Consider the following 14429-nt stretch of genomic DNA (forward strand, 5'->3'; position numbering starts at 1 on the left):
TTGCGTAGTCACCATGTGACAAACTGTGGCGGCGGGAGCGAGGCACGCCGAGAACAGGAAAGCGAAGGACATGGGCGACAGGACCGGGCCGGCCGAATCTTCCGGGAGCGTCCCGGATGTCGCGAGCGGGGCGGGCGGGCGGCGGTGCCGGGCGCACCGGGCCGTCGTCTGCGCGCTCGCCCTCGTCGTCGCCGGGGTGGCGGCCGCGGTCGTCGCGTCGTTCGTCCCGCGGGGGCATCAGGGCAGGCGGCGCCTCCGGCGGGCGCGGCCCTGGCACCGGAGGCCGGGCCCCGGCGGTGAGGTCCGGCCCCGCGATCTCGACGGCGCGCCGCGCCCCTAGGGCTTGCGGAGCAGCAGGTGGCCGGCCGGGCTGCGCTCGTTCTCGTTCGGGCGGCGCAGCAGGCGGGCGACCTCGGCCAGGCCCGTCCGGCGGGCGGTGCCGGCCAGGTACTCGACCGGCCGGCGGTAGGCGCGGACGACCTTGTGGTCGAACGGCTCCGGGGCGTCCCCGTCGGTCGACTGGAAGGCCAGCAGCAGGTGGCCGCCGGGCGCCAGGACGCGGTGGAACTCGGCGAACGCCTCCGGGAGCTCCGCCGGCTCCAGGTGGATGGTCGAGTACCACGCGACGACGCCGGCCAGTGACGCGTCCGGGAGATCGAGCGCCTTCATGGTGCCCTCGGCGAAGCTCAGGTGCGGGTGGTCCGCGCGGGCCTGGGCGAGCATGGCCGGGGACAGGTCGACACCGGACGCGTCCACGCCGAGGGAGTGCAGGAACGCCGTGATCTGGCCGGGGCCGCAGCCGACGTCGGCGACCGGCCCCCGGCCCCGGACGAGGTCGGCGAACGCGGCGATCATGGACCGGTCGAGGGGCAGGTCGTCGAGGTAGGTGCGGAAGAGGTCGGCGTACAGGACGGCGACGGCGTCGTAGGCGGCTCGGGTGGCGGATTCGGTCATGGGGCCCGACGATAACGGGCCTGGCGGGCGGCGGGACCGGTCGGCGACAGGCCGGACAGCCCGGCCTCGATCGCGGCGGCGGCCCGGCGGCAGAACGCCTCCGGCTCGTCGGCGGCGTCCGGGCGCTCCGCCACCAGCGCGTCCACGATGCCGCCGCGCAGCAGGTCGGCCGACCGGACGCCCTGGGACGCCGCCATCTCGTCCGCGCGGGACGGGGTCCGGTGGACGATCACCGAGGCGCCCTCGGGCGGGAGCGGGGACAGCCAGGCGTGCCGGGCCGCGAGGACGCGATCGGCGGGCAGCAGGGCCAGCGCCGCCCCGCCGGCGCCCTCGCCGAGGAGGAGGCAGAGGGTCGGCGCGGGCAGCGTGATCAGGTCGGCGAGGCAGCGGGCGATCTCGCCGGCCAGCCCGCCCTCCTCCGCCTCGGCCGAGAGGACGGCGCCGGGCGTGTCGACCACGGTGACCAGCGGCAGGCCGAGCTGGGCGGCCAGCCGCATCCCGCGCCGGGCGACGCGCAGCCCGGCCGGGCCGAGCGGATGGCCGCCGCGCTGGCTCCTCCGGTCCTGGCCGACCAGGACGCACGGCGCCGCGCCGAAGCGGGCCAGCGCGAGCATCAGCCCCCGGTCGGACTCGCCCTGCCCGGTGCCCGAGAGCAGCGTCACGTCGGCGGCGCCATGCCGGAGCAGTTCGCGGACGCCCGGACGGCCGGCACGGCGGGACCGCTCGATCGACTCCCACGCCGCCTCGTCCGGCGGAAGGCCGGCGGGCAGGGCCACCGGAGTCGACGGCGGCCGGCCGCACAGGACGGCCAAGGCGCGCGACGCCGCCTCGGCGAGATCGTCGATGCCGACGACGGCGTCGAGCAGGCCCTTGGCCGCGAGGTTCTCCGCGACCTGCACGCCCGGCGGGAACGGCTCCCCGTAGAGCCCCTCGTACACGCGCGGGCCGAGGAAGCCGATCAGCGCGCCCGGCTCGGCGGCCGTCACGTGGCCGAGCGACCCCCACGACGCGAACACCCCGCCGGTCGTCGGATGCCGCAGGTGGACCAGGTACGGCAGCCCGGCGGCGCGGTGCGCGGCGACGGCCGCCGTTATGCGGGCCATCTGGACGAACGCGGCCGTCCCCTCCTGCATGCGGGTGCCGCCCGAGGACGGCGCGGCCAGCAGCGGGAGCCGCTCGGCGGTGGCGCGTTCGACGGCGGCGACGATCCGGTCGGCGGTGGCGAGGCCGATCGAGCCGGCGAGGAAGCGGAACTCCGACACGACGAACGCGACCCGGCGGCCCCGCAGCAGCCCCTCCCCGGTGAGGACGGCCTCGTCGCAGCCGCTGCGCTCCCGGGCCGCCGCCAGATCCCGGGCATAGGAGGACGAATGCTCCCCGGCGGGCGGCCGGTCCCAGGACGTCCATGCGCCGCCGTCCAGCACGCGGCGCAGCAGTTCCCGCGCCCCGACCCGTTCCGCCACGCGGCCCCTTCCCTCGGTCTTCCCAGCATGATGACCTCAAGGCGGGACCACCCGGCACCCGGGGTGGACACTGGGACGAACCCGGCGGCAGGCCCGGGAGGAGAGGAGCGCACGTGTCCGAGGAGATCTGCTTCGCCTCAGCCCGCGACCTGGCCCGCCGCATCCGCGCCCGCGAACTGTCGGCGCGCGAGGTCGTGCGGGCGCATCTCGACCAGATCGAGCGGACGAACCTGCAGGTCAACGCCATCGTGACGCTGGTCGCGGAACGGGCGCTGGAGGAGGCGCGGGCCGCCGACGAGCGGCTCGCCGCCGGGGTGCGGCCGGGCCCGCTGCACGGCCTGCCCGTCGCCCACAAGGACACCCACGCCACCGCCGGCGTCCGCACCACGTCCGGGTCGCCGATCTTCGCCGACCACGTCCCGGACGAGGACGAACTGGTCGTCGAGCGGATCCGCGCCGCCGGGGCCGTCACGCTCGGCAAGACGAACGTGCCGGAGTTCGCCGCCGGGTCGCACACCTTCAACCCCGTCTTCGGCCTGACCCGCAACCCCTACGACCTCTCCCGGTCGGCGGGCGGCAGCAGCGGCGGCGCGGCCGCGGCGCTGGCATGCGGCATGCATCCGCTCGCGGACGGCAGCGACATGGGCGGCTCCCTGCGCAACCCCGCCTCGTTCTGCAACGTCGTCGGGTTCCGCCCGTCGCCGGGGCGCGTGCCGTCGTGGCCGGTGCCGGCGGGCTGGGCGACGATGGGCGTGCAGGGCCCGATGGCCCGCGAGGTCGCGGACGCGGCGCTGCTGCTGTCGGTGCTCGCCGGACCCGACCCGCGCAGCCCCATCGCGCTCGACACGCCCGGTTCGGCGTTCGCCGCGCCGCTCGACCGCGACCTCCGCGGGCTCCGCGTCGCCTGGTCCCCCGACCTCGGCGGGGCCGTCCCGGTCGACCCGGCCGTCACCGGCGTCCTCGCCCCCGCCGCCAAGGTGTTCGAGGAGCTGGGCTGCACGGTCGAGGAGGCCTACCCGGACCTCTCCGGCGCCGACGAGGTGTTCCGCACCCTGCGCGCCTGGCACTGGGACATCGCCCTGCGCCCCCTCCTGGACGAGCGCCGCGCCGATTTCAAGGCCTCCCTCGCCGAGAACATCGACGCCGGGCGCACCCTCACCGGCGCCGACCTCGGCCGGGCGGAGGTCCTGCACACCGCGCTCTTCCACCGCGTCCGGGAGTTCTTCGAGCGGTACGACGCGCTGCTGCTGCCGGTCAGCCAGGTGCCGCCGTTCGACGCCGGCATCGAGTACCCCGAGGAGGTCGCCGGGCGGCCCATGCCCGACTACCTGGAGTGGATGCGCTCCTGCTTCCTCGTCTCGGCGACCGGGTGCCCCGCGCTGTCGGTCCCCGCCGGGTTCACCCCGGACGGCCTCCCGGTCGGGCTGCAGATCGTCGGCCCCCACCACGCGGACCTGGCCGTCCTGCAGATCGGCCACGCCTTCGAGCAGGCGACCCGCCACGCCGCGCGCCGCCCGCCCACCCTCCGTTGACCTGCGGCGTGTTGTTGTTATGCGGCCGCTCATAACAACAACACGCCGCAGGTCAACGGAGTTCGCGGGGGATGCGGAGGACGAAGCGGGCGCCCTGGTCGCTGTCCGCGGCGACCAGGGTGCCGCCGTGCGCGCGGGCGATGTCGCGGGAGATCGTCAGGCCGAGGCCGGTGCCGGAGTGGTCGCGGGCGAGGCTCTCGGGGAGCCGGTGGAAGCGCCAGAAGATCCGCTCGCGGTCCTCGGGCGCGATGCCCGCTCCGTCGTCGCGGACCTCCAGCACCGCGTCCGGGCCGTCCGCCGCGACCGTGACCCAGATCCGGGACCTCGTGTGCCGCTCGGCGTTGTCCAGCAGGTTCGTCAGCACCCGCACGAGGTGGTGCGGGGTGGCCCGCACCACGACGCCGGCGGTCGCGTCGACCTCGACGGGGACGCGCCGCGCCCGCCGGTCCGCCTCCGCGCGGACCAGTTCGCCGAGGTCGACGCGCTCCCGCTCGACGCGCACGCCGGCCCCGAGCCTCGCCAGGACGAGCAGGTCGCTGACGATCCCCTGCAGCCGGTCGGCGTCGCCGAGCGCCGCCCGCGCGACCTCCGGCCAGTCCTCGTCCTCCGGATGCTCCAGCGCGACCTCCAGCTGGGCGCGCAGCCCGGTCAGCGGGCTGCGCAGCTCGTGCGAGACGTCCGCGACGAAGGCGCGCTGCCGGGCCAGGACGTCCGCAAGCCGGTCGAGCGTCACGTTCACGGACGTGGCGAGGGCCGACACCTCGTCCTTCGGGCCCGGGACGCTGACCCGCCGGTCGCTCTCGCCGCCGGTGATGTCGGCCAGCTCGGCGCTCATCACCCGCACCGGCCGCAGCGCCCGCCGCACCGCCAGCGACACGCTCCACCCGACCGCCGCGGTCGCGGCGATCGCCATCGCCACGAGCAGGCCCATGAACCGGCCCTTGTACTGGGTGAACTCGGTGATGGGCGCGCCGGCGTGCACGATCCGGACACCGCCGCCGGTCCGCACCAGCTCCGACACGACGTAGACCTCGTCCTGCCCCCGCACGTGCACGGTGCGGAACTCGGGCCGGCCCGCCGCCCGCGGCGCCGGCACCTTCAGCGGCCCGCGCCCCGACAGCGACTCGCTGGACGCCAGCACGGCGCCCTCCCCGTCCACGACCTGGAGCAGTGTGAAATCGGGATCCTGGACGTGCAGGATCCCGCGCGGGTCCGTCTCCCGGACGAACGTGGACAGATCCGAGATGACGAGCGTCCCCTGGCCGTGCAGCCCGTCGTACACCGTGTGCCGGACGACCTGGTAGAACCCCACCGCGCCGGCGACGAGGAGCAGGCCGACGATGAGGGTCGCGGCGGCGGTCACGCGGGTCCGCACCGACCAGCGCGACGGCGACAGCGCGCCCCCGACTCTCCGCACCCCGGCGCTCCTCCCCCTCCGGCTCGCGCGTGGCGTGTCCGGCGCCGCGATCGGGCCGCCGCACGCGCGCGTCCCGGCACCGGGGGGCGGCGCAGACAAGGTTCTTCCTGGCCACGACTCCCCGAAACCTCACCGCGGAACGGACGCCGCCGCAGGGCCGGCCGGAGGGTGTTCGCGCAGTTCATTGCGGAACCCGCCCATAATCCGCCGCTGAACGGGGATGGACGGACGGGAGATGACCGAGGGAGCCAGGAACACCGCATGGACGGAGACATCAGGCCGCTCGACCCCGCCGACCCGCGCGAGGTCGCCGGACACACGCTGCTGGGCCGGCTCGGGTCGGGCGGCATGGGGACGGTCTACCTCGGCGCCGACCCGGTGTCCGGCGGACGCGTCGCGGTGAAGACGATCCATCCGCACCTGGCCGGCGACCCCGTGTACCGCCGCCGGTTCAAGGACGAGGCGCACCTCGCGAGCCGCGTCGCGTCGTTCTGCACCGCGCGGGTGCTCGCGCACGGCGAGGAGGACGGCCGCCCCTACCTCGTCACCGACTACGTCGGCGGCGTCTCGCTGCACAGCCGGCTCGCCGCCGAGGGCCCGCTCCCGCCCGCCGACCTGCACGGCGTCGCGATCGGCGTCGCGTCCGCGCTCGCCGCCATCCACGCCGCGGGGCTCGTGCACCGCGACCTGAAGCCCGCCAACGTGATGCTCACGCTGTCCGGCTGCCGCGTCATCGACTTCGGCATCGCGAGCGGGCAGGACGAGGCGAGCGGCACCGACGCGTCCGGCAAAGTGCTCGGCACGCCCGGCTGGATGGCCCCGGAGGTGCTCGTCGGCGGACCCGCGACCCCGGCCGCCGACATCTTCGCCTGGGGCTGCCTTATCGCGCACGCCGGGACGGGGCAGATGCCGATCGGCGGCGATCCCGCGACGCTCCGCATCGGGGACCCCGACCTGTCCCGGCTGCCCGAGTCGCTGGTGCCCGCCGTCCAGGCCGCGCTCGCGCCGGACCCGGCGCACCGGCCGACCGCGCCCGACCTGCTGCTCGCCCTCGTCGCACAGCCGCAGCCGCACCCGCACATCGGCGGCTGGCCGGAGGCGGACCCGGCGCCGCGGCCGCAGCGTCCCGCCGACCCGGCACCGTCCGCCCCGCCGCATTGGGAGGAGACCGAGACCCGGGCGTTCACCCCGCCCGGGATGGCCGCGGGCGCCATCGCGCCCACCCTTCGGACCCGGCTGCTCGCGGGCGCCGGCGCCGCCGCCGGGACGCTGCTCATCGGCGCCATCATCAGCGGGTTCACGCAGGGCAGGGGCGACTCGCCGGCGGCGCCGGCCACGGCCGTCCCGGCGAGCCCCTCCGCGCCCGCCGCGCCGCCGAAGCGGGCGAGCGCCGTCAGGCCGGCGGTGGCCAAACGGCCGCCGGTGAAGCCGCCCAAGCAGAAGCACAAGCCGAAGCACCAGGCCAAGCACGGCAAGCACGGCGGGCACAAGGGCGGGCAGAAGGGCGGACACCGGCGGGGGTAGGCCGCCGCGCGGCGGGCGGGCCGGTCAGGTGCGCCAGATGAGCACGAGCGCGCAGTCGTCGTCGCGGGCCGCCGCCATCGTCTCGACCAGTTCGCGCGCGCCGCTGCCGAAGCCCTGCGGGACGAGCCGCTCCGCCTCGCCGAGCAGCCGGTCGATCCCGGCGTCCAGGTCGCTGCCGGGCGACTCGACCAGCCCGTCGGTGTAGAGGAGCAGCGCGTCGCCGGGCCGCAGCTTGCCCGTCTCCGGGACGCAGCTCAGGTCGGGCACCACGCCGAGCACGACGCCCTTGGCGGAGCTGACCCGCCACTCGCCGCTGCTCGCGTCGAACTGGACCGCCGGCGGATGCCCGGCCGACTCGACCGTGTACTCCCCCGAGGCCAGGTCGACGACGACGTGCACGGCCGTGACGAAGCCCTCGTCCCACCGCTGCCGCTGCAGGTAGGCGTTGCAGGCGGGCAGGAAGCGGTCGCTCTGGACCGATCCAAGAAGCCCGCCGAAGGCGCCCGACAGCATCAGGGCCCGGGTCCCCGCGTCGGTGCCCTTGCCGGAGACGTCGACGAGCGCCACCTCCAGCGTCTCGCCGTCGCAGGACGACACGACGAAGTCGCCGCCGAACGACGACCCGCCGGCCTGCAGCATCACGACCTGCGTCTCCCAGCCGTCCGGCAGCTCGGGCATCTCGCCCTGCCGCCGCAGCCGGTCGCGCAGCTCCAGCAGCATCGAGTCGCCGCGCAGGCCCTGCACGCCGAGCTGCTGCCGGGTCCGGGCCAGGGTGAGCGCGAGCACCGCCGTGATCGTCAGCGTGGCGATCATGCCGGGGCCGATCGCGGCGACGTCCTTCCAGGCGTTGTAGGCCGCCATCGCGACGACGACGCCGAGCAGCGCGAGCAGGCTGCGCACCTTCAGCAGCAGCCCGCCGCCGAGCACGATCAGCACCAGCGCGCCGGACGGGGCCAGCCCGCGCGAGTCGCTGGTGGTCGCGAACCCGATCGCGATCGCCAGCACCGCGAGGACAGCGAAGACGTTCCGCTCCCTGGTCAGCTTCCCCTGCCGGGCCAGCCGGTACAGCGCCACGAGCAGCGGGATGCGGCGCAGCACGGCGCGCACCCGCGGCGGAAGGAGCTGCACCAGTCGTTGAAGCATGACTCCGGCACTGTATCGAGCAATCGGGCCCTCCGGTCGGTATCCGGGGACCCGGTGACTCTTTGCAACGGTCCAGCTCCGTTTTATATGGGTATGTGTCACCCAGGGGACAGGTGGTTCCGCGGTGGGAGGAGACGGCGCATGGTCCAGTCCGGAATGCGGATCACGGTGGACGCGGCGATGCGCGCGCGGGACGTGTCGCGTCCCCGCCCCGAGGGCGGGGAACCGCCGGCCGCCGCCCCCGGCCAGGGCCGGACCGCCGAACCCGCCCGGCGCACCAAGGCCGCCAAGAACGCGCGGCGCCGCCAGGGCAAGCGCGGCGCCGCCGCCCGCAGAACGTCCGAGAACGGCCTGTGACCCCTGAGGGTCGTCAGCCCTCGCGCGGGAGCGGGGGCAGTTCGCCGGTGTGCTCGTAGGCGCTGAGCATCCTGATCCGGCGGGTGTGGCGCGGCTCCTTGGAGTAGTGCGTCCCGATGAACAGTTCGACGAACCGGGTCGCGGTGTCCAAGTCGTGCTGGCGGGCGCCGAGCGCGATGACGTTGGCGTCGTTGTGCTCGCGGGCGAGCTTCGCGGTGTCCTCGTTCCAGACCAGCGCGGCCCGCACGCCCTTGACCTTGTTGGCCGCGATCGCCTCGCCGTTGCCGGAACCGCCGACGACGATGCCGAGCGTGCCCGGCTCCGCGGCCGTCCGCTCGGCGGCCCGCAGGACGAACGGCGGGTAGTCGTCCACGGCGTCGTACGCGAACGCGCCGCAGTCGACGGCCTCGTGCCCGTTCTCCTTCAGCCAGGAGACCAGGTGCTCCTTCAGCTCGAAGCCGGCATGGTCGGTTCCAAGAAACACGCGCATGCGGGAATTCTCCCAGGTCGCCGGGCGCCGCTCGCGCGGGGGTCGGGTCGCCGGGTCAGGCGTCCCCGCCGTCGCGCTTGCGGTCGACGATCGTCCGGTCGGCGAGGCCGAGGTCGTCGTCCGTCGCGGCGTCCTTCGCGGCGTCGTCCGCCGCGTCCTCGGGCGCGTCCGGCTTCGGCTCGTCCGGTGCCTCGGGGGCCGCGGGCGGGGCCTGCTCGGGCGCCGGCGCGGACGGCTGCGGCGGCACGGGCGGCGCGCCGTACTGCTGCGGCTGCGGCTGCTGGGGCTGGCCCGGCTGGGGCTGGGCCTGCTGCGGGTACTGCGGCTGCTGCTGGTACGGCTGCTGCTGGTACTGCTGCGGGACGGGCTGCTGGGGCATGCCGCCCCACGGCTGCTGCGGCTGCGCCTGCTGCGGGACGTACGGGACGGCCTGCTGCTGCGCCGGCTGCCCGTAGGGCTGCTGCACCGGCATGGCCGGCTGGTGCGGCGCGTACTGCCCCGGCTGACCGGGCTGCTGCGCCGCCGCGCCGCGCCCGCGGCTCATGAGGAAGCCGAGCAGCATGCCGAGCCCCGCGAGCCAGCCGTAGGCGAACCCGAAGCTCGCTCCCCGAGTGACCGCGCCGAAGATGAACGGGCCGCTGCCGCTGCTGATGTCCAGCGCCCAGCGCAGCAGGACGCCGATGACGAACCCGGCGATCCCGCCCGCCACGACCGTGGCCCACCAGCCGGTCACGACCGCGCCGATCGCGCCGCGCCGGTCGTCGACGGCGCGGGCGCCCGCCACCGCGAAGAGGATCAGCAGGACGAAGAACAGCACGACGCCGAAGTCCAGCACGGCGACGTACCTCCAGGCGGAGTCGCCGGGGGTCAGCCTCCACGAGGGGAAGAGCAGCCAGTACAGCGGCGGTGCGATGCCCTCGTCCCAGTGGAGCCCCGTGTCGTTGATCGCGTCGATGACCCACTGGTTGCCCAGCAGGATCGAGATGAGGGCGATGGGAACCACCGCGCCGCCCGCCATGACCAGCATTCGCCGCATCGTCATGGCGGGCAAGGGTAGTGGCGATCGCTGCCCATCGGTAGGGCCGGGGCTACCCCGCGTAGGCGGTCCCGGCCGCGGCCGGGAAGCGGAAGCCGGGATCGACCTGCGCCTCCAGGTCCTCGCCGGTGGCGCGGCTGGCCCAGCGCCGCGCGTTCTTCACGTGGAACTCGATCGCCTGCCGCTGGAACTTGTCCCAGTCCTTGGCGCGCCCGTCGACCTCGGCGCGCATGCGGTCGAGCGCGGCGGTGTTGCCGTCCTCCAGCGCGACGCCGCCGCGGCCCTGCTCCAGCGCCCGGACGGCGGCGGACTGCCCGAGCCACGTCAGCAGGTCGTCGCCGACGTGCTCGCGCAGGTAGGCGACGTCCTCCTCGCTCTGGACCTTGTTGCCGACGACGCGGATCGCGACGTCGTAGTCGCGGGCGTACTCGGTGTACTGCCGGTAGACGCCGACGCCCTTGCGGGTGGGCTCGGCGACCAGGAACATCAGGTCGAACCGCGTGAACAGCCCGGACGCGAACGTGTCGGCGCCGGCGGTCATGTCGACGACGACGTACTCGCCCGGCGCGTCCACGAGGTGGTTGAGGTACAGCTCGACCGCGCCGGTCTTGGAGTGGTAGCAGGCGACGCCGAGGTCGTCGTCGTTGAACGGACCGGTGGCGAGCAGCGTGACGCCGTCGACCTCCTGGCCCGCCTCGTGGAACGGGTCGTCGCCGCGGAACCGCAGCAGCCGCGAGCCGGCGCCGGGCGGGGTCGTCTTGACCATCGCGTCCGCGGACGAGATGCGCGGGTTGTCGCCGCGCAGGTGCTCCTTGAGCCGCGGGAGCCGGTCGCCGAGCGCGGGGATCTTCGCGGCGCGGGCCTCGTCCAGGCCGAGCGCGACGCCGAGGTGCTGGTTGATGTCGGCGTCGATGGCCACCACCGGCAGCCCGCGCCCGGCCAGGTGCCGGACGAACAGCGACGACAGCGTGGTCTTGCCGCTGCCGCCCTTGCCGACGAACGCAACCTTCACGAATGCCTCATTTCGGGTATGAAAACCGTTACCAGTGTCGAGACGTCGAGTCTTGCGAAGGCGGCGCGGCGAGGCAAGCGGAACGGCCGAAGAGAAGCCGAGTGGATTAGCGGACGGCGGCGGACGGGTCGAAGCCGAACGGCAGTTCGAGCCGGTGGGCGGCCAGCAGGTCCGCGTCCGCGAGCAGGTCGCGGGTCGGACGGTCGGCGGTGATGACGCCGCCCGACAGGACCACCGAGCGCGGGCACAGCTCCGCCGCGTACGGGAGGTCGTGCGTGACCATCAGGACCGTCACGTCCAGGCTCAGCAGGATCTCGGCCAGCTCGCGGCGGCTCGCCGGGTCCAGGTTCGAGGACGGCTCGTCCAGCACCAGGATCTCCGGCTCCATCGCCAGGACGGTGGCGACGGCGACGCGGCGGCGCTGCCCGAAGCTGAGGTGCTGCGGCGGCCGGTCGGCGACGTGCGCCATGCCGACGCGCTCCAGGGCGTCCGCGACCCGGCGGTCCAGGTCGGCGCCGCGCATGCCGAGGTTGGCGGGACCGAACGCGACGTCCTCGCGGACGGTCGGCATGAACAGCTGGTCGTCGGGGTCCTGGAAGACGATGCCGACGCGGCGGCGGATCTCCCGCAGCGCCTTCTTGTCCTTCGGGTCGACCGCGAGGCCGCCGACCCTGACCTCGCCCAGCCCGCCGTGCAGGATCCCGTTCAGGTGCAGGACGAGCGTGGTCTTCCCGGCGCCGTTCGGGCCGAGCAGCGCGACGCGCTCGCCGCGCCCGATCGTCAGGTCGACGCCGAACAGGGCCTGCGTGCCGTCGGGATAGGCGTACGCCAGGCCCTTCACCTCAAGCGACGGGGTCATGGCACCATCCAAGCAGCCAGGGCGACGAGGGCCGCGGCCAGCGGCAGGACGGCGGCGGCGCTCCACTGCACGGCGGACGCGCCGACGTCGTGCACCACCGGCATCCGCCCGTCGTAGCCGCGGCTCACCATGGCCAGGTGCACGCGCTCCCCGCGCTCGTAGGAGCGCAGGAACAGCGCGCCGACCGACTTGGCGAGCACGCCCGTCGCGCGCAGGTCGCGCGCCTCGAACCCCCGGGACGCGCGCGCCACCTTCATCCGCTGCAGCTCCGCCGTGACGACGTCGCCGTAGCGCAGCATGAACGTGGCGATCTGCGTGATGAGCTGCGGCATCCGCAGCCGCTCGATGCCGAGCAGCAGCAGCCGCGGCTCGGTGGTCGCGGCCAGCAGGATCGAGGCGACGACGCCGAGCGTCCCCTTGGCGAGGATGTTCCAGGCGCCCCACAGCCCGCTCTCGCTGAGCCGCAGCCCCAGCACGGTGATCCTCTCGCCCTCGGCGACGAACGGCATGAGGAACGCGAACGCGACGAACGGCACCTCGATGACGATGCGCCGCGCGACCGTCCCGAACGGGATCCGGGCGGCCGCCGCGACGGCCGCGAGCAGCAGCGCGTACAGGCCGAACGCCCAGATCCGCTCGCGCGGCGTGGCGACGACCAGCAGCACGAACGCCAGGACGGCGACGAGCTTGCACTGCGGCGGCAGCCGGTGCACTGGCGAGGCGCCCGGCACGTAGAGCCGGTGCGCGTGGCCCGCGCCCATCAGCCCTTCCGCGCCGGCTCGGACGGCGCCCGCTCGCCCCCCGCGGCCTGCTCGTCGCCGGCGGCCCGCTCGGCCTCCGCACCGGAGCCGCGCCGCCGGACGCCCCAGAACAGCCCGCCGCCGACGAGCAGCACCAGGCCGACGCCGATCACCCCGGACAGCCCGCCGGACAGCCGCGCGTTCTCGACGCCCTTGACGCCGTAGTCGCCGAACGGGGAGTCCTTGAACGAGTGGTCCTTCTCCTTGGCGCTGATGCCCTTGTCGGCGGCGACCTTCTCCAGCCCGTCGGGGCTGCTAGACGCGTAGTGGCTGACGACGCCCGCGAGCACGAGCGAGACGAGCAGGAACCCGATGAAGAAGCGCTTGGTGGTCATGTCGGTTCCCCTCTCAGGCGCGGGACGGCTCGGTGTCGGCGCTCCGCCCGGCGGTGCGCAGCTCCAGCGGCTTCAGCAGCCCGCGCGCCCCGTACACGAGGTCGGGCCGGACGGCGAGCACGCTCGACACGGTCACCGCGGTGATCAGCGCCTCGCCGATCCCGATCAGGACGTGCACGCCGATCATCGCGGTGGCGACCTTGGCGATCGACACGTCCGCCGTGCCGCCGACCGCGTAGATCAGCGTGAACGCGACGGCGGCGGCCGGCACCGAGACGACGGCCGCGACGAAGGACGCGATCGACACGGACGTCTTCGTCTTGGGCAGCACCCGCAGCAGCAGCCGGAACAGCCCGTACCCGATCACGACCGTGGTGAGCGCCATGGTGGTCACGTTGACGCCCAGCGCGGTGAGGCCGCCGTCCGCGAACAGGAGCGCCTGCATGAGCAGGACGACGGAGACGCACAGGACGCCGGTGTACGGCCCGACGAGGATCGCGGCGAGCGTCCCGCCGAGCAGATGCCCGCTCGTCCCGGACGCGACGGGGAAGTTGAGCATCTGCGCGGCGAACACGAACGCGGCGGTCAGCCCGGCGAGCGGCGCGGTGCGGTCGTCCAGCTCGCGGCGCGCCCCGCGCAGCGCGAGCCCGACCCCGGCCACCGCGACCGCACCGGCCGCGACGGACACCGGGGCATCAATGAATCCGTCCGGTACGTGCACGGCTGAACCACCCCTACCCGTTTGCCGTCAGTAGGTCCAGTTTGGCGGCACATCCCTAGTAGTTGCAACATGCTCGCAATAGCAAGCCGCATGTAGCTTGCAGGCAAGCATGCGGAGCGCCCGGCGCGTTCGAGACCGAAGCTCAGTCGAAGATGGGGTCCCTCGTTCGGGTTCGCTTCAGCTCGAAGAAACCGTCCGTGGACGCCACGGCCAGAACGCCGTCCCAGAGCTTGACCGCCGCCTCGCCGCGCGGGATGGGGGTGACGACGGGGCCGAAGAAGGCGCTGCCCTCGACCTCGATGACCGGGGTGCCGACCTCCTGGCCGACGCGGTCGATGCCGTCCTTGTGGGACGCGCGCAGGGCCTCGTCGTAGGCGGTGGAGTCGGCGGCGTCCGCGAGCGCCGGGTCCAGTCCGGCCGCGGTCAGCGCCGCCTCGGCGAGCGCGCGGTCGAGCTTCTGCTTCTCGTGGTGGCGGCGCGTCCCCATCTCGGTGTAGAGGCGGCCGAGCACCTCGGGCCCGTACTTCTGCTCGGCGGCGATGCACACGCGCACCGGTCCCCACGCATCGGCGAGCATGCGCCGGTAGTCCTCCGGGATGTCCTTGTCCTCGTTGAGGACGGCCAGGCTCATCACGTGCCAGCGGACCTCGATCGGGCGCAGCTTCTGCACTTCCAGGATCCAGCGGGACGTGATCCACGCCCAGGGGCACAGGGGATCGAACCAGAAGTCCACCGGGGTCGGTGCGTTCTCAGTCAACGTCGCCTCCAAGAGCGTGAAAGGGCTGC

Annotated in this window: 16 protein-coding genes; 4 read left to right on the forward strand and 12 right to left on the reverse strand. The window is 74.5% G+C overall.

Going from position 1 to position 14429, the window contains the following annotated elements:
- Window positions 1–70 precede the first annotated feature (70 nt).
- A complete protein-coding gene (locus tag ABFX46_RS23405) occupies window positions 71–340 on the forward strand; it encodes a hypothetical protein (RefSeq protein ID WP_346045165.1) in 270 nt (89 codons plus the stop codon).
- Here ABFX46_RS23405 and ABFX46_RS23410 read toward each other — a convergent pair.
- Window positions 337–954: a class I SAM-dependent methyltransferase gene (locus tag ABFX46_RS23410; protein ID WP_346045166.1), complete on the reverse strand. Its 618-nt coding sequence runs from the start codon at window positions 952–954 to the stop codon at window positions 337–339. The genes ABFX46_RS23405 and ABFX46_RS23410 overlap by 4 nt on opposite strands.
- Window positions 951–2417 carry a carboxyl transferase domain-containing protein gene (locus ABFX46_RS23415; RefSeq protein WP_346045168.1) on the reverse strand — a complete coding sequence of 489 codons (1467 nt, stop codon included), beginning with the start codon at window positions 2415–2417 and terminating at the stop codon, window positions 951–953. Before ABFX46_RS23415 ends, ABFX46_RS23410 begins: the two co-directional genes overlap by 4 nt.
- Before the next feature lie 113 nt (window positions 2418–2530).
- On the opposite strand from ABFX46_RS23415, the gene ABFX46_RS23420 reads away from it, so the two are divergent.
- The gene (locus ABFX46_RS23420; protein ID WP_346045170.1) at window positions 2531–3949 is read left to right on the forward strand and encodes an amidase; all 1419 of its coding nucleotides are present in this window, start codon (window positions 2531–2533) and stop codon (window positions 3947–3949) included.
- 52 nt (window positions 3950–4001) lie between these two features.
- Here ABFX46_RS23420 and ABFX46_RS23425 read toward each other — a convergent pair whose 3' ends face one another.
- Window positions 4002–5366, reverse strand: a complete 1365-nt coding sequence (locus tag ABFX46_RS23425; protein WP_346045172.1) for a sensor histidine kinase — start codon at window positions 5364–5366, stop codon at window positions 4002–4004.
- A 261-nt stretch (window positions 5367–5627) separates the two neighbouring features.
- On the opposite strand from ABFX46_RS23425, the gene ABFX46_RS23430 reads away from it, so the two are divergent.
- Window positions 5628–6890 (forward strand): serine/threonine-protein kinase, encoded by a 1263-nt coding sequence (locus tag ABFX46_RS23430; RefSeq protein ID WP_346045174.1) that lies wholly within the window; start codon window positions 5628–5630, stop codon window positions 6888–6890.
- A 24-nt stretch (window positions 6891–6914) separates the two neighbouring features.
- Here ABFX46_RS23430 and ABFX46_RS23435 read toward each other — a convergent pair whose 3' ends face one another.
- The gene (locus tag ABFX46_RS23435) at window positions 6915–8033 is read right to left on the reverse strand and encodes a PP2C family protein-serine/threonine phosphatase (RefSeq protein ID WP_346045176.1); all 1119 of its coding nucleotides are present in this window, start codon (window positions 8031–8033) and stop codon (window positions 6915–6917) included.
- Window positions 8034–8174: 141 nt separating this feature from the next.
- On the opposite strand from ABFX46_RS23435, the gene ABFX46_RS23440 reads away from it, so the two are divergent.
- Window positions 8175–8390, forward strand: a complete 216-nt coding sequence (locus ABFX46_RS23440) for a hypothetical protein (protein ID WP_346045177.1) — start codon at window positions 8175–8177, stop codon at window positions 8388–8390.
- 13 nt (window positions 8391–8403) lie between these two features.
- On the opposite strand, the gene ABFX46_RS23445 is transcribed toward ABFX46_RS23440, so the two are convergent.
- The 8 genes from ABFX46_RS23445 to ABFX46_RS23480 form a co-directional block, all read right to left on the reverse strand.
- Entirely contained in the window at window positions 8404–8880 is a 477-nt protein-coding gene (locus ABFX46_RS23445) for a ribose-5-phosphate isomerase (RefSeq protein ID WP_346045179.1), read from the reverse strand.
- Between the two features lie 55 nt (window positions 8881–8935).
- Window positions 8936–9922 carry a hypothetical protein gene (locus tag ABFX46_RS23450; protein ID WP_346045181.1) on the reverse strand — a complete coding sequence of 329 codons (987 nt, stop codon included), beginning with the start codon at window positions 9920–9922 and terminating at the stop codon, window positions 8936–8938.
- A 46-nt stretch (window positions 9923–9968) separates the two neighbouring features.
- Window positions 9969–10928 (reverse strand): ATP-binding protein, encoded by a 960-nt coding sequence (locus ABFX46_RS23455; protein ID WP_346045183.1) that lies wholly within the window; start codon window positions 10926–10928, stop codon window positions 9969–9971.
- 106 nt (window positions 10929–11034) lie between these two features.
- Window positions 11035–11787, reverse strand: a complete 753-nt coding sequence (locus ABFX46_RS23460; protein ID WP_346045184.1) for an energy-coupling factor ABC transporter ATP-binding protein — start codon at window positions 11785–11787, stop codon at window positions 11035–11037.
- A complete protein-coding gene (gene cbiQ / locus ABFX46_RS23465; RefSeq protein ID WP_346045186.1) occupies window positions 11784–12548 on the reverse strand; it encodes a cobalt ECF transporter T component CbiQ in 765 nt (254 codons plus the stop codon). Before cbiQ ends, ABFX46_RS23460 begins: the two co-directional genes overlap by 4 nt.
- Window positions 12548–12922: a PDGLE domain-containing protein gene (locus ABFX46_RS23470; RefSeq protein ID WP_346045188.1), complete on the reverse strand. Its 375-nt coding sequence runs from the start codon at window positions 12920–12922 to the stop codon at window positions 12548–12550. The genes cbiQ and ABFX46_RS23470 overlap by 1 nt, the downstream gene beginning before the upstream one ends.
- Window positions 12923–12935: 13 nt before the next feature.
- A complete protein-coding gene (locus ABFX46_RS23475; protein WP_346045189.1) occupies window positions 12936–13610 on the reverse strand; it encodes an energy-coupling factor ABC transporter permease in 675 nt (224 codons plus the stop codon).
- A 175-nt stretch (window positions 13611–13785) separates the two neighbouring features.
- On the reverse strand, window positions 13786–14400 hold the full coding sequence (locus ABFX46_RS23480) for a mycothiol-dependent nitroreductase Rv2466c family protein (RefSeq protein WP_346045190.1): 615 nt from the start codon (window positions 14398–14400) through the stop codon (window positions 13786–13788).
- Between the last annotated feature and the right edge of the window lie 29 nt (window positions 14401–14429).

The sequence above is a fragment of the Actinomadura chokoriensis genome (genome assembly GCF_039529475.1).
Taxonomy (GTDB): domain Bacteria; phylum Actinomycetota; class Actinomycetes; order Streptosporangiales; family Streptosporangiaceae; genus Spirillospora; species Spirillospora bangladeshensis.